This window comes from Pseudomonas bananamidigenes (genome assembly GCF_001679645.1).
GTDB lineage: Bacteria > Pseudomonadota > Gammaproteobacteria > Pseudomonadales > Pseudomonadaceae > Aquipseudomonas > Aquipseudomonas bananamidigenes.
This window is the reverse complement of record NZ_LRUN01000060.1, coordinates 78,851-93,842: the sequence shown is the minus strand read 5'-3', so window position 1 is coordinate 93,842 and position 14,992 is coordinate 78,851. Positions and strand designations below refer to the sequence as shown.

Below are 14,992 nucleotides of genomic sequence, written 5' to 3'. Positions count from 1 at the left end.
GACTGCGGCGGCGCTGGCCAGCGATAACAAGGCGCTGGCCCATCCGCATTCGGTGGACAGCCTGCCGACCTCCGCCAACCAGGAAGACCACGTGTCGATGGCCCCGGCCGCCGGCAAGCGCCTGTGGGAAATGGCTGAGAACACCCGTGGCATTCTCGCGGTGGAATGGCTGGCGGCGGTGCAGGGTCTGGATCTGCGCAACGGCCTGAAGACCTCGGCCAAACTGGAAAAGGCCCGGGGCATTCTGCGCCGCGAAGTGCCGTTCTACGAGAAGGACCGCTTCTTTGCGCCGGATATCAATGCGGCGATCGAGTTGCTGGCTTCGCGCACGTTGAATGAGCTGGTTCCGGCGAACTTGCTGCCGAGTCTGTAAGTGCCTCGTCGCCAACAGGCTGTCTTCCACACTGCGTGGAGGCCGGTCTGTTGGCGTTTCGGTTTTTGCGTCGAATAAAAATAAATAAGGACGAAAAATGCAGCAGTCAGCAAAAGGTTTGAAACGCGGGCTCTCTGCCCGACACATTCGCTTCATGGCCCTGGGATCGGCAATCGGTACCGGGCTGTTCTACGGTTCTGCCTCAGCCATTCAGATGGCCGGTCCTGCCGTTCTGCTTGCGTACCTGATCGGTGGTGCGGCGGTGTTCATGGTCATGCGCGCCCTGGGCGAGATGGCAGTGCACAACCCGGTCGCCGGCTCGTTCGGGCAGTACGCCAGCACCTATCTCGGCCCCATGGCGGGTTTCATTCTCGGTTGGACCTACGCGTTCGAAATGGTCATCGTCGGCATGGCCGATGTGACGGCATTCGGCATCTACATGGGCTTCTGGTTTCCGGAAGTCCCGCGCTGGATCTGGGTGCTGGGCATTGTTTCGGTGGTCGGTGGGTTGAACCTGTGCAACGTCAAAGTCTTCGGTGAAATGGAGTTCTGGCTGTCGTTGCTCAAGGTCGCGGCCATCGTGGCGATGATCCTCGGTGGCTTCGGCATCATGCTGTTCGGCATCAGCACCGCCCCGGGCCAGACCACCGATCTCAGCAACCTGTGGACTCAGGGCGGCTTCATGCCCAATGGCGTGGGCGGTCTGATCGCCTCGTTTGCCGTGGTGATGTTTGCCTTTGGCGGTATCGAGATCATCGGCGTGACTGCCGGCGAAGCCAAGGACCCGCACCGCGTGTTGCCCAAGGCGATCAACGCGGTGCCGATGCGCATCCTGCTGTTCTATGTGCTGACGATGCTGGTACTGATGTCGATCTTCCCGTGGCAGCAGATCGGCAGCCAAGGCAGCCCGTTCGTGCAGATCTTCGACCACTTGGGCATCAGCTCGGCGGCCACCATTCTGAACATTGTGGTGATCTCGGCGGCGGTGTCGGCGATCAACAGCGACATCTTCGGCGCAGGCCGGATGATGTACGGCCTGGCCCAGCAAGGACATGCACCAAAAGGCTTCGCTCGCCTGTCATGCAATGGCGTGCCGTGGCTGACAGTGATCGTGATGAGCTGCGCGCTGTTGCTGGGCGTGTTGCTGAACTACCTGATTCCGGAAAACGTGTTCCTGCTGATCGCTTCGATTGCTACCTTCGCCACCGTGTGGGTGTGGCTGATGATTCTGTTCACCCAGGTGGCCATGCGTCGTTCCATGACCTCCGAGCAGGTGGCGCAGCTGAAATTCCCGGTGCCGTTCTGGCCGTATGCGCCGATGGCGGCGATTGCTTTCATGCTGTTCGTCTTCGGCGTGCTGGGTTACTTTCCAGATACTCAGGCAGCGTTGATTGTCGGGGTGGTCTGGATCGGGTTGCTGGTGCTGGCGTATCTGACGTGGGTCAAACCGGCAGCCGGGCAGGCTGCGCGGGTGACCGGTGATCATCCGGTTTCTCAGTCCTGACCTGATCGGGAAACGTTCCGGGCCTGCATCGCGTTGTCGGGGTGCAGCCCCCCGGAATCGAATCCCGGATGAATCGCAGCCGTCGTTGCGATTTTTTATCCACGTCGGGGACACCATGGATCGCTTCCAGGAAATGCAGGTTTTCGCAGCCGTTGCTCAGGAACAGGGCTTTTCCGCTGCCGCGCGGCGTCTGGGTCTGTCGGCGGCCAGTGTCACCCGGGCGGTGGCGGCGCTGGAGCAGCGGATCGGTACGCAATTGCTGATTCGCACCACTCGCAGCGTGCATCTGAGCGAGGCGGGCCAGCGTTATCTGGAAGACTGTCGGAGGATTCTTGCCGAAGTGCAGGAAGCGGAAGACTCCGCTGCCGGCAGCCATACCCAACCCCGTGGGCAATTGACGGTGACCGCGCCGGTGTTGTTCGGCGAGCTGTATGTCACACCGGTGATGGCGGGTTATCTGACGCAGTATCCGGACGTTTCCATCAACGCCCTGCTGCTGGACCGCGTGGTGAGCATGGTCGAGGAGGGCGTCGATGTGGCGATCCGCATCGGTGATCTGCCGGACAGCAACCAGCATGCGATCCGGGTCGGCGAAGTGCGTCGGGTGATCTGTGGTTCGCCGGGATATTTTGCCGCTCACGGGCGACCCACACATCCACAGGCGTTGGCCGGCGCGCCGGTGGTGGCGACATCGGCCATCGGCCAGTTGCGCAACTGGCCGTTTCTGGAGGACGGTGAGGCCTTGAGCATCAGGCCCGAACCGAGATTGGTCGTCACCGGCAATCAGGCCGCAATTACCGCCGCCTGCCTCGGGCTCGGATTGACCCGGGTGCTGTCCTATCAGGTCGCCGGCAAGATCGCTTCCGGTGAACTGGAAATTGTCCTTGCCGAGTACGAATTGCCGCCGCTGCCCATCCATGTGGTGTATCAGGGCGGACGCAAGGCGCCGGCCCGGGTGCGCAGTTTTGTCGATTACACGGTGAACGCCTTGCGAGAGCATCCAGCCCTGAAAAACGCGGCTTTATTTCACCCGTAGAAATAATGGATTGCGTTTGCTGGTGATTCTGTTGTTTTCGCGATAGGGAGAAGATGGCGGCCACGGTTGTCGCCCATCCCGGGCGGCCCCATCGTCCAGCGGAGTCGACCATGCAAGCGATCAAACTCTACAACTTCCCGCGTTCCGGCCATGCCCACCGGGTCGAGCTGATGCTGTCCCTGCTGCAATTGCCGACCGAACTGATTTTCGTCGATCTGGCCAAAGGTGAGCACAAACAGCCCGAGTTCCTGGCCATCAACAGCTTCGGGCAAGTGCCGGCCATCGATGACAACGGCGTGGTGCTGGCCGACTCCAACGCCATTCTGGTGTATCTGGCGCAGAAGTACGGCAACGGACGCTGGCTGCCGAGCGATCCGGTCGGCGCGGCGCGGGTCCAGCGCTGGCTGTCGGCGGCGGCAGGCCCGATCGCCTTTGGCCCGGCGGCGGCGCGATTGATCACGGTGTTCGGAGCGAAATTCAACGCCGAAGAAGTGATTACCCGTGCGCACAATCTGCTTAAGGTGATGGACCTGGAACTGGGCAAAACTCCGTTTCTGGTCGGCGATGAACCGACCATCGCCGACGTGTCGGCCTACAGCTACATCGCCCATGCGCCGGAAGGCAACGTGTCGCTGGACGACTACGCCAATGTGCGCGCCTGGCTGGCGCGCATTGAAGCGTTGCCGGGTTTCGTCGCGATGCCGCGCACCGTCGCCGGTCTGCAAGCCACCGCTTGAGTCTCGTCATCCAGACTGCGCCGCTGGCGTGGGGGAGAGGTCGTCATGGAACGTTCACCCTGGCACGCCGGCGAACGGCAACTGCAAGCGCAGGTCGGTGTCGCCGAGCGCATGGAGGAATTCGGTCGCAAGGTGATTCGCACCTGGATGCCGGATCAGCACCGTCAGTTCTATCAGCAATTGCCGTTAATGCTGTTCGGCGCAGTGGATGCCGATGGTCGTCCCTGGGCCAGTGTACTGGAGGGCGAGCCGGGTTTCGCTCACTCTCCCGAGCCGACGCAATTGCACTTCGACAGCCTGCCGGCCGTTGATGACCCGGCGCAGTTGCAGGCCGGTGCGGCCATCGGCCTGCTCGGCATCGAGCTGCACACCCGTCGGCGTAACCGGCTCAACGGCCACATCGGCAATCTTGGCGCAGGCGGATTCGATCTGACGGTGGATCAGTCGTTCGGCAACTGCCCGCAGTACATTCAATTGCGCCAGTTCCAGCGGGTGCCGCTGACGGATCCCCAGTCCCGGCCAGCCGAGCATTTCAACGGGCTCGATGCCGCAGCGGTCGCCGCGATCGAAACGGCGGATACTTTCTTTGTCGCCAGCTACGTCGATGTCGACGGCGAGCGTTCGGTGGATGTTTCTCACCGTGGCGGCCAGCCCGGTTTTGTCCGGGTGGAGGGCAATCGCCTGACCATCCCGGATTTTGCCGGCAACCTGCACTTCAACACGCTCGGTAATCTGTTGCTCAATCCCCGGGCCGGCTTGCTGTTCATCGACTTTTCCACAGGCGACCTGTTACAGCTCAGTGGCCGCACCGAGGTCATTCTCGACGCACCGCAAATCGCAGCCTTCCAGGGCGCCGAGCGGTTGTGGACATTCGAGGTGGAAAAAGCGGTGCGGCGCCCGGCGGCGCTGGCATTGCGCTGGCGCTTCGACGGTATGTCGCCGACCAGTCTGTTGACCGGCACCTGGGCCCAGGCCGATGCACGTTTGCAGGCCCAGGCGCTGGGTGACAGCTGGCGGCCGCTGCGGGTGACGCGGATCGAGGCGCAGAGCCGGCACATTCGGTCGTTTTACCTCGAACCCGTGGACGGCGCCGGTCTGCCGGTGTTCCAGGCCGGGCAGCATCTGCCGCTGCGTTTCACCCTCGATGGCGAGGTGTACATCCGCACTTACAGCCTTTCGGGTGCGCCGTCGGACGACTTCTTCCGGATCAGCGTAAAGCGTGAAGGGCGGATATCGACGTTTCTTCACGATCAGGTGCGCGTTGGTGATGTGCTGGAGGCGCGTTCGCCCAAGGGGCATTTCACCGTGGCCCCGCTGGAGCGTCGGCCCTTGGTGTTGCTGGCTGCCGGGGTCGGGATCACGCCGTTGCTGTCGATGTTGCGCGAGGTGGTGTATCAGGGCCTGCGCACCCGGCGGATTCGTCCGACCTGGCTGATCCAGAGTTCCCGCAGTCTTGCCGATCAGCCGTTTCGCGCAGAACTGGACCGCTTGCTGGAGGACGCCGGCGATGCGGTGCGGGTGATGCGCCTGCTCAGTCAACCGGAACCCGATCTGGTGGAGGGGGAGGACTATGACCTGCACGGGCGCATCGATGGCGCCTTGCTGAGGAATCTTGTCGATGAATTCGATCAGGTGGACTTCGTGCTCTGCGGCCCTGGCGGGTTTACCCAGGGCCTTTACGACAGCCTGCGTGAACTGGATGTGCGCGATGACCAGATCCACGCCGAAACCTTCGGCCCTTCGACCCTCAGGCGCCAGGCCGATCCGGACGCCATCGTGATCGAACAATTGCCGGCGGCCACCACCTCGGTGCCGGTAGTCTTCGAGCGTTCGGCCAAGGAAGCACGGTGGCAGCCTGACGGTGGCAGTCTGCTGGAACTGGCGGAAAGTCGTGGATTGCACCCGGAGTTCAGCTGTCGCGGAGGATCCTGCGGTACTTGCAAGACACGGTTGATCAGCGGCGCGGTGAATTATCCACAGCCTCCGGCGGAAGCGCCGGAGGAAGGGCAGGTGCTGATTTGCTGCGCGGTACCGGCACAAAGTGCCCGGCCGCTGGTGCTGGATCTGTAACGGATCAGGCGTAGGACAACGCCTTTTCCTCCAGCAGCTCCTGATACAACTCGGTCCACTTGCGGCCCATTTCATCGGCTGTGAATAACTGCCGGTAACGGGCCTCGGCCTTGAGGCCCATTTCGGCGGCGCGGGCCGGGTTTTCCCACAGGGTGCGCATCGCTTCACGAAAGGCCTGTGGATGACTTGGCGGCACCACCAGTCCGGTTTCGTTGTGGATATTGATATAGCTGGTGCCGGTGCCGATCTCGCTGGAGATCATCGGCTTGCCGTACATCGCGCCTTCCAGCAGCGAAATGCCGAACGCTTCGGAGCGCAGGTGCGACGGGAAGACGATGGCGTAGCTCAGTTGCAGCAGGGCGACCTTGTCTTCATCGCTCAGACGGCCGAGGAAATGAATATTGCGCAGTCCCAGCGCGGCGGCCTGGGCGTGCAGTTCCTGCTCCAGCGGGCCGGCGCCGACGATCACCACCGGATAGTCCACGTCTTTCAAGGCGTCGAGCAGGATGTGCAGGCCCTTGTAATAGCGCATCACCCCGACGAACAGGAAAAACTTGTCCCCAAGCTGCTGGCGCCAGCGGTTCAGGCGCTCGGCGTCAGGCTGTGGATAACCGGCCTTGTTCAGGCCGTAAGGAATCACACGGGTCTTGTCCTGGAACTGCTGCAACACGTCGCTGGTGTGCAGATAATTCGGCGAAGCGGCAACGATCCGGTCGGCGCTGGCGAGAAAGCGGTTCATCAACGGGCGATAAAGCTTGAGCAGGTGCTTCTGGCGAATGATGTCCGAGTGGTAGGTCACCACACTCGGTTTGTTCAGGCCGCTGGCGAAATGCACCAGGTCCATGAACGGCCACGGGAAGTGATAGTTGATCACGTCGGCATCGGCCGCCAGCTCGCGAAACTGTTTGAACACGCTCCAGGAAAAACCGGTGGAAGCGAACTGGATATCCAGTCTGGCCCGATGCACTTCGTGCTGGCCCAGTTGCAACACCGCAGGCTCGGGATTGGCGCTGAGGGTCAGCACCTGACCTTCGATGCCGTGCTGGGCGCCGCTTTCGCAGAGCTGGAAGATCACCTGCTCGATGCCGCCGACCGAATCAGGCAGGTACGTCTTGAAAAAATGAAGGACTCGCATTCAACCTCCCATGGCCTGGTGGTAGGCGCCGGCCGTGGCCTGTGCGCAACGCTTCCAGGAAAACCGCCGTGCCTGCTGCAATCCGGCTTCTCGGCATGCCTGCCAATGCGCTTGATCGTCGATCAGGCGACTCAGCGCATTGCGCAAGCCGTCGGCGTCGTCAGCCTCAATGTAGTTACCGGCAGCCCCCGCGACTTCCGGCATCGCGGAAGAGGGGGTGACCACCACTGGCGTGCCGCTGGCCATCGCTTCCAGCACCGGCAGGCCAAAACCCTCATACAACGAAGGGAAAACCAGCGCCCGGGCGCCGGCCAGCAATTGCGCGACCTGTTCATCCGGCAGGTAACCGAGCAGGCACACATGACCGCTGGCCAGCGCCTCGCGCAATGGGTCACTGAACTGTTCGCGCTGCCACCCGGCCATACCGGCGATCAGCAAAGGGAAGCGCTGGCGCACGGCTTCGGGCAATAGCGCGTGGGCGCGCAGCGCCAGGCTCAGGTTCTTGCGTGGCTCCAGTGTGCCGACACACAGGAAATACTCCCGCGCCTGTACGGCATGGGCCTTGAGCACGGCGTCAATGGCGTGCGGCTCACGCGGATGAAAGCGCTCGGCAACCCCTAAAGGCGCCACCACGAAGCGCTCGGCGGGCAATCCGAAATAGCGTCGGGCCTCGTCAGCGATGGCCTGCGAGTCGGTCAGAATCACCTGCGCCCGCTGGATGCCTTCGGCCAGCCGCCGCTCGATTTCCCTGAGCCGCGCCGCTGGCTGGGTCTCGGGGAAATGCAGATGCGTGAGGTCGTGCAGGGTGATGACGGTCGGGCCGTCGAAGGCCAGCGGCCACAGGCTCGGCTCGTGGTACAGGTCGACGGGATGCGCAGGGCCCTGATCGAAGCGTTTCTGCTCCAGCCAGCGTCGCGCCTGATAGGCGCCGGGAATCTTGCGCAGCATCGGGGTCAACCGGGAATACCCGGGCATCGCCGCTTCCGGCAACCGGGCACTCCAGCCCCAGCCGTGAAACAGCGCCACGTCGATATCGGTTTCGGTGCGCAGGGCATTGACCAGTTCGGCGACGTAATGGCCGATCCCGGTGCGCGGCGCCTGGAGAATCCGTGCGTTAAGGGCTATGCGCATGGGACCTCGCTTGCGTCGCAGGGGCTTGCAGCACATGGCGTGCGGTGCGTTCGGCCAGTTGCTGACTGGCTTCGCGCCAACCGATCCATTGCCAGTCGGTCACATCGCGGGCGGCGGGGAATTGGCCGCTGCGTTCGAAGGCGGTTACCAGGTCGGCAAGGCGTTGTGGATCGTGCAAGTCGAAGTAGGCCATGAAGTCGCCGCCAATCTCGCGGAACACTGCAATGTCGCTGCCCATGGCCGGCAATCCGCGTTGCATGGCTTCCACCAGCGGCAGGCCGAAGCCCTCGACGAATGACGGAAAAACCAGCGCGCTGGAACGGGCGTAGGCATATTCCAGGCTGGTGTCGCTCAGGTCGTTGAACATGAACAGGCGCCGGTTCAGTTCGGCGTGGCTGCGTACCCGGGCAAGCAGGGCATCGCACTTCCAGCCGATGCGCCCGGCGATGCACAGGCGCGCCTGCGAACCGGCTGCCCAGGCGCGTTCGAAGGCATCCAGCAGATAGTCGTGGTTCTTGCGAGGTTCGATGGTGCTGACCATCAGGAACACCGGCTCTGGTGTTGTGAACACACGCTCCAGCTGCGGTTCGACGGCGGCATCGACGCTCTGCAGATCCAGCTCCGATCCCAGGTGGAAATAGTCGAACCAGCGCTTTTCGACTTGTGCCGGACCGAGACGGTGTTGCACTTCTTCGCGCACCTGATCGCGCACGGTGGCGGAAATCGCCAGGTACCCGTCGGCGTTACGGGTGATCCAGTCAAACCATTCGCTGAAGACCTGCACCAGCCGTGTGTCGTAAAACTGCGGGTGGGTCAGGGGAATCAGGTCGTAGATCACCGCGACAATACCCATGCCTTGGCGTTTGAGCCGTTCGGCATGCAGGAAAAAGTCCGAGTGCCAGGATGAATCCAGCAGCACCAGTTGGTCCCCGGGCCGCTGTTCCAATGGCTCGCAGCGTTTGGGCAACTGGTGGCGATTGACTTGCGCGATCAGCCGCAGGGGGATACCGAACAGGCCGAATGATCCCAGTCGATAGCCGACATACAGGGCCCGTCGCAGGGTTTTGTTCCGGCAACGGTTGTCGAGACGCTGATGCAACTGCCAAAAACGATGGGCCAGCCGTTCCAGGCGCTCGCCGAATGTGACGACGGCATTGAACAGGGGGGCATCCAGGGGCGCCAGGCGCTTCACGCGGAACAGCTCGCCCTTGAGCAAGACCACCGGCACGCACTCGACCCCTTCAGCGCTTGGCGGCAGTTGCTTGATGACGTTGCGCACCACCCGCTGAATGCCCGAATTGACCTTGGGGTGTTTGAACACGTGGGTGCATTCGACCAGCAGGCGAGTCATGGTGCGCGCTCCACGAGGCTGTCCGCATGGCGGATGATCGAGGTTCTGGCACCCAGCCAGGCACAGCCGACGAAATCTTCCCGGCGGTTGTTGATCACGTGGAACACCAGGCCGTAGTCGCGCCATTCGAAATTGCGGTCCAGATGCGAGTCCAGCCGTGAAAGGCTCAGAGCCACGGAGTAATTGCCCTTGCCCAGGCCCATGACGAAGGCGAAGCGATAGGTGATGCGCTCACCGGCGCGCAGATCCTCCAGCGCCTGGTTCTGTCGGTGGGTGTTGATGCCGTACATGGCCTGGCCCAGGCGATCCTTGATCATGAACCCCAGTACCAGCCGTTCGATGTCCTGACGAATCTCGACATCGACTTCCAGCGTTACCGGCTGACCCACTTCGGCGGCATCGATGGCGCGTTCGTGTTCATCGAGCAGTCGTACGCTGAGGATCCCGGCCTCGCCGGTGCCGGATACCGTACGCACCTGGCCGCCGTCGAGCAGTTCCTGGCGCACGGTCTGGCCTTCGCGTTCGGCGAGCAGGGCGTTGTAGTAATCCATGACCGCTTCGGGTTTGTCGTGCATGGCCACGTGGCCGGCTTCGAGCAGGATCGCCGAGTCGCAGATCGACTGGATCGCCGAGCGGTCGTGGGACACGATCAGCAGCGTGGTGCCGGCTTTGCGGAAATTGCGGATGCGGTCGAAGCTCTTGTGTTGAAAGTAGGCGTCGCCCACCGACAGCGCTTCGTCGACGATCAGAATGTCCGGGCGGCGTGCGGTGGCGACACTGAAGGCCAGGCGCATCTGCATGCCGCTGGAGTAGGTGCGCACCGGGTGATCGATGGCTTCGCCGATTTCCGCGAAGCGTTCGATGTCGGGCATCAGCGCTTCAATGTCTTCGACCTGCATGCCCAGCAGTTGCCCGGCCATCACCGCATTCTGCCGACCGGTGAAGTCCGGGTGAAAACCCATGCCCAGTTCCAGCAGCGCCGCAACCCGGCCCTCGAGCTGTATCTGGCCGCAGGTCGGTTGAGTGGTGCCGGTGATCATCTTCAGCAGGGTGCTTTTGCCGGCGCCGTTGACTCCGACGATGCCCACCGCTTCGCCGGGGGCGATCTCGAAATTCACGTCCTGCAGCACCCAGTGCTGGCGATGGCGCATCGGTGAAAACGGAATCAGCCATTCGGCCAGACGACTCCAGCGGGTGGGGTATTGCTTGTAGGCCTTGCCCAGGCCTGTGACGCGTATGTGCCCCATCAGAGTTCATCCACCATTTCACCGACCCGCCGGCGGAACAGGCGCAGTCCGATCATGCACAGCAGCAGGCCGATCACGAAGATCGGCAGCAGCGAACTCCACACCGGCCATTGACCGTAGAGAAACAGATTCTGGTAGCTGCCGATCAGGTTGGTCAGCGGATTGAGTTGCAGCAGGCGCTGCACCCACTCGGGCAGGATGCCCAGCGGGTACACGATCGGCGTCAGCCAGAACCAGAATTGCAGGCAAATGGCGAACAATTGCCCGACATCGCGGAAGAACACGTTGAGTACGCCGAGGATCATGCCCAGTCCGGCGCAGAACAGCACTTGCAGCGCCAGCAACGGTGCCAGTGCCAGCAGGGCCATTCCCGGCCAGCGTCCGGTGATCAACAGAAAACCGAGGAACAGGCCGATGATGATCGCGAAGTTGATCCCGGCATTGAGCAGTACGATCACCGGCAGGCAAAGGCGCGGGAAGCTGATTTTTTTCAGCAGGTTGGCGTTTTCCAGAAACATGTTCTGGCTGCGCAGGGTGATTTCCGAGAACAGGCCCCAGGTCAGCAGCCCGGCGCACAGGTAGACGCTGTAGGCCATGCCGTCGTCCACGCCGGGCAGACGGGCGCGCATGATGTGGGAAAAGATCACGGTGTAGACAATGATCATCGACAGCGGGTTGAGCACTGTCCACAGCGCGCCGAACAGCGAATTGCGGTACCGCGCTTGAAACTCCCGCTTGACGCTGCCGAGGATGAAACCCCGGTAGTCATGCAGCGAGCGATACAGGGAAAGCAGCATTCACACTGTCCTGCCGTACTGGTCTTCGAAGCGGACGATGTCGTCCTCTCCCAGGTATTCGCCACTTTGCACTTCGATGATCACCAGGTCGATCACGCCGGGGTTTTCCAGGCGATGCTTGTGACCGGCGGCAATGAATGTCGATTCGTTCTTGGCCACCAGCGTGGTGCCGGTGCCGTTGTTGGTGACCTTGGCCATGCCTTCGACCACCACCCAGTGTTCGTTGCGGTGGTGGTGCATCTGCAACGACAGCTTGCCGCCGGGCTTGACCACGATGCGCTTGATCTTGAAGCGCGGGCCTTCCTCGAGCACGGTGTAAGTGCCCCACGGGCGGCTGACCGTACGGTGCAGGCGGTAGGCTTCGTGGGATTTGTCCTTGAGTTGCTTGGCTACGCGGCGCACATCCTGGGCACGGTCAGCGTGGGCGACCAGCACGGCGTCGGCGGTGTCGATCACGATCAGGTCTTCCACGCCCACCGCCGCCACCAGCCGGCCTTCGCTCTGGACGAAATTGTTGCGGCTGTCGATGAAGATTGCTTCGCCACTGGCGCGGTTATTGTCAGCATCCGCCGGTACCAGCGCCGCGACCGCACCCCATGAACCGATGTCGCTCCAGTCGAACCCGGCGGGAACGACCGCGACTTTTTCCGAGCGCTCCATCAGTGCGTAATCAATGGAAATGTCGGTGATGTCGGCGAACAGTTGTGGCGACAGTTCCTGTTGCAGGCAGCCGGCGGTTTCCACCGGTTCGCTGGCGGCCAGGCAGGCGCGGGTCTGTTCCAGCAGCTCGGGGGCGTGCCGTTCAAGCTCGGCGATCAGGCTCGCGGTGGTGAAGCAGAACATTCCCGAGTTCCACAGGAAATTGCCGCTTTCCAGGTAACCGGTAGCGGTCTGCAGGTCGGGTTTTTCCACGAACCGCTGCACCTTGGCTGCGCCCCTGGCATCCAGTGGCGCGCCGGTCTCGATGTAGCCGAAGCCGGTTTCCGGGGCGGTCGGCACTACGCCGAAGGTCACCAGATAACCGTCCTTCGCCAGATTGACCGCATGTTCGACGGCACCCTTGAGCGCCTCTTCGTTGACGATCAGGTGGTCGGCAGGCATCACCACCATGATCGCTGCATCACCGTGCAGCGCCTGCAGCGACAGCGCCGCTGCCGCAATGGCCGGGGCGGTGTTGCGCCCGGTGGGTTCGAGCAGGAAGTGCCCGCGATGTCGGGACAGGCGTGCGGCCTGATAGTGATCCTTGCTCTGGAAGTAGTACTCGCGGTTGGTCACCGTGACGATGTCGCCCCAGCCGTCGAGCAGGCCGGCGGCGCGCCGGTAAGTCTTGCCCAGCAGCGACTGGCCGTCGGGCAGGGTCATGAACGGCTTGGGATGGCCCTCGCGGGACACCGGCCACAAACGGGTGCCGGCACCGCCGGACAGAATCACGGGGATCAGCATGGCCTACTCCTTGGCGACGCGTTTCATGTCCGCATCCATCATCATGCGGATCAGGGTGTCCAGATCGGTCTTCGGTTTCCAGCCCAGCACGCGCTGGGCCTTGGCCGGATTGCCGAGCAGCACTTCGACCTCTGCCGGGCGGAAGAACGCCGGGTCGATCTTCACGTAATCGCGGTAGTTCAGGCCCACGTGATCGAAGGCGATGCGGCACATCTCGCGAACTGTGGTGGTGACGCCGGTCGCGACCACGAAATCGTCGGGCGTGTCCTGTTGCAGCATCAGCCACATGGCTTCGACGTAGTCACCGGCAAAACCCCAGTCACGCTTGGCGTCGATGTTGCCCAGGGCCAGTTCCTGCTGTTTGCCCTGCTTGATCCGGGCCGCCGCGTCGGTGACCTTGCGGGTCACGAACTCGATGCCGCGCAGTGGCGATTCATGGTTGAACAGGATGCCGCTGCTGGCGTGCAGGTTGAAACTTTCGCGGTAGTTGACGGTGATCCAGTGACCGTAAAGCTTGGCCACGCCGTAGGGGCTGCGCGGATAGAACGGCGTGTTCTCGTCCTGCTGCTCGGCCTGGATCAGGCCGAACATCTCGCTGGTGGACGCCTGGTAGAAGCGGGTGTGCGGGCTGAACTGGCGGATCGCCTCGAGCAGGTGAGTCACGCCCAGGCCATCGACGATGCCGGTGGTCACCGGCTGGTTCCAGGAGGCGGCGACGAAGCTTTGTGCGGCGAGGTTATAGACTTCGTCCGGTGCCGACTGGATCACCGCGCGCTGCACCGAGCAGGCATCGGCCATGTCGCCGTCCAGGTACACGATGTCGGCTTCGACGCCCATTTCCCGCAGGCGCCAGCGTGAATCGCTGCTGCGTCGCGCGACCAGGCCATGAACCTTGTAACCCTTGTCGAGCAACAGTCTGGCCAGATACGCGCCATCCTGGCCGGTGATCCCCGTGATCAATGCACTTTTTGTCATTCTTGTTTTACTCGCTGCTCCCAGTCGGACAGGATCGCCCGCAGAGATTGTTGTGTAGAGATTTGCGGCGTCCATCCTGTGGTCCGGGCAAGCCGTTGATGGCTGCCTCGGACGCGACGCTGATCGGCGCGGCGCATGCGCGCAGGATCCTGCACCAGTTGCAGCTCGATCCCGGCCAGATCGGCCAATTGTTCGATGAGGCTGCGGATACTTTGCTCATGACCCGAGCAGATGTTGTAGACCTGTCCCGGCAAGCCCTTTTCCAGCAGCGCGAAATAGGCCGAGATCACGTCGTCGACGTCGAGGAAGTCCCGGGTGACGTCAATGTCGCCGACTTCCAGTTGCGGACCTTGCAAGCCTTGTCTGATGCGACTGATCTGACGCGCAGCGCTGGCGATCACGAAACTGTCCTTCTGCCCGGTGCCGATGTGATTGAACGGGCGCGCCACCAGCACCGGCCAGTCTTCGCTGAGGCCCCATTGCAGGCAGAGGTGTTCGGCGGAGAGTTTGCTCACCGCGTAGGGATTGCGCGGGCAGGGCGGCTGTTGCTCGGTAATCGGCAGGGCGGCCTCGTCGACCTGGCCGTACACGTCACCGGAGCTGACATACAGGAACGGGCCGTTGAAGCCTCTCGCCTTGAGGGCCTGCAACAGGTTGAGGGTGCCGAGCAGGTTGATCTCGAAAGTGCGGGCCGGATCGCGGAACGCTTCAGGCACGAAGGTCTGTCCGGCCAGATGGATGACTGCATCAGGCAGTTGCGGCCAGAGGTCGACGAGGCTTTGCGGTTTAGTCAGGTCGTAGGGCGAAGCGGCAGGCAGCAGTTCCCACGCCGAGTCATCGAGCATCAGACGCGACTGGATATGTTGTCCCACGAATCCACCGAGACCCGTGATGAACAGACTTCTTTTCAAACAGCGACCCCTTGGTCTTTAACTCTCACCTTCCCCGCAGGCTTGAGGGGATGTCTGTCAGACCGTGTGCAAGTCGCGGCAGAAAGACGGGTGATGTCGTTGTTGTAGTTGTTTGGTTGCCAATCTGTGCCAATTGCTCGGCAATTTCAACTGGCCAAACCGTGACCGGCCAGTTCTCGTCAGCGTAGCCCGTTTTTTCTCGCCGGGCGGTTCCCGAATCCTGAACGGATGTGTTTAGAATGCCCCTCGTCGCGGTTTCCCGAACGTTGCCGGAGTGACTTC

Annotated in this window: 13 protein-coding genes; 5 read left to right on the top strand and 8 right to left on the bottom strand. The window is 62.4% G+C overall.

The features are described from left to right. From BBF94_RS21255 to BBF94_RS21235, 5 genes are all read left to right on the top strand, one after another. On the top strand, nucleotides 1-373 hold a 373-nt coding region (locus BBF94_RS21255), incomplete at its 5' end, for an aromatic amino acid lyase (protein WP_176704490.1). Between the two features lie 97 nt (nucleotides 374-470). Then, the gene (locus BBF94_RS21250; protein ID WP_065260931.1) at nucleotides 471-1,877 is read left to right on the top strand and encodes an amino acid permease; all 1,407 of its coding nucleotides are present in this window, start codon (nucleotides 471-473) and stop codon (nucleotides 1,875-1,877) included. A gap of 115 nt (nucleotides 1,878-1,992) precedes the next feature. Next, nucleotides 1,993-2,913, top strand: a complete 921-nt coding sequence (locus tag BBF94_RS21245; protein ID WP_065260930.1) for a LysR family transcriptional regulator — start codon at nucleotides 1,993-1,995, stop codon at nucleotides 2,911-2,913. Nucleotides 2,914-3,023: 110 nt separating this feature from the next. Further along, entirely contained in the window at nucleotides 3,024-3,650 is a 627-nt protein-coding gene (locus BBF94_RS21240) for a glutathione S-transferase family protein (protein ID WP_065260929.1), read from the top strand. 45 nt (nucleotides 3,651-3,695) lie between these two features. Next, nucleotides 3,696-5,720, top strand: a complete 2,025-nt coding sequence (locus tag BBF94_RS21235; RefSeq protein WP_065260928.1) for a 2Fe-2S iron-sulfur cluster-binding protein — start codon at nucleotides 3,696-3,698, stop codon at nucleotides 5,718-5,720. Between the two features lie 4 nt (nucleotides 5,721-5,724). On the opposite strand, the gene BBF94_RS21230 is transcribed toward BBF94_RS21235, so the two are convergent. Genes BBF94_RS21230 through BBF94_RS21195 form a run of 8 tightly spaced genes read right to left on the bottom strand, consistent with a single transcriptional unit; the run spans nucleotide 5,725 to nucleotide 14,710 of the window. After that, entirely contained in the window at nucleotides 5,725-6,855 is a 1,131-nt protein-coding gene (locus BBF94_RS21230; RefSeq protein WP_065260927.1) for a glycosyltransferase family 4 protein, read from the bottom strand. Continuing rightward, nucleotides 6,856-7,986 carry a glycosyltransferase family 4 protein gene (locus tag BBF94_RS21225; RefSeq protein WP_065260933.1) on the bottom strand — a complete coding sequence of 377 codons (1,131 nt, stop codon included), beginning with the start codon at nucleotides 7,984-7,986 and terminating at the stop codon, nucleotides 6,856-6,858. Next, nucleotides 7,970-9,337 carry a glycosyltransferase family 4 protein gene (locus BBF94_RS21220; protein ID WP_065260926.1) on the bottom strand — a complete coding sequence of 456 codons (1,368 nt, stop codon included), beginning with the start codon at nucleotides 9,335-9,337 and terminating at the stop codon, nucleotides 7,970-7,972. The genes BBF94_RS21225 and BBF94_RS21220 overlap by 17 nt, the downstream gene beginning before the upstream one ends. After that, nucleotides 9,334-10,584: an ABC transporter ATP-binding protein gene (locus BBF94_RS21215; RefSeq protein ID WP_065260925.1), complete on the bottom strand. Its 1,251-nt coding sequence runs from the start codon at nucleotides 10,582-10,584 to the stop codon at nucleotides 9,334-9,336. The genes BBF94_RS21220 and BBF94_RS21215 overlap by 4 nt, the downstream gene beginning before the upstream one ends. Continuing rightward, complete coding sequence (locus BBF94_RS21210) at nucleotides 10,584-11,381, bottom strand: ABC transporter permease (RefSeq protein ID WP_065260924.1); 798 nt, start codon at nucleotides 11,379-11,381, stop codon at nucleotides 10,584-10,586. Before BBF94_RS21210 ends, BBF94_RS21215 begins: the two co-directional genes overlap by 1 nt. Further along, on the bottom strand, nucleotides 11,382-12,824 hold the full coding sequence (locus BBF94_RS21205; protein ID WP_065260923.1) for a mannose-1-phosphate guanylyltransferase/mannose-6-phosphate isomerase: 1,443 nt from the start codon (nucleotides 12,822-12,824) through the stop codon (nucleotides 11,382-11,384). 3 nt (nucleotides 12,825-12,827) lie between these two features. Then, nucleotides 12,828-13,799, bottom strand: a complete 972-nt coding sequence (gene gmd, locus BBF94_RS21200; RefSeq protein ID WP_065260922.1) for a GDP-mannose 4,6-dehydratase — start codon at nucleotides 13,797-13,799, stop codon at nucleotides 12,828-12,830. Then, nucleotides 13,796-14,710, bottom strand: coding sequence for a GDP-mannose 4,6-dehydratase (locus BBF94_RS21195; protein WP_065260921.1), 915 nt, complete (start codon nucleotides 14,708-14,710; stop codon nucleotides 13,796-13,798). Before BBF94_RS21195 ends, gmd begins: the two co-directional genes overlap by 4 nt. Nucleotides 14,711-14,992: the final 282 nt, after the last annotated feature.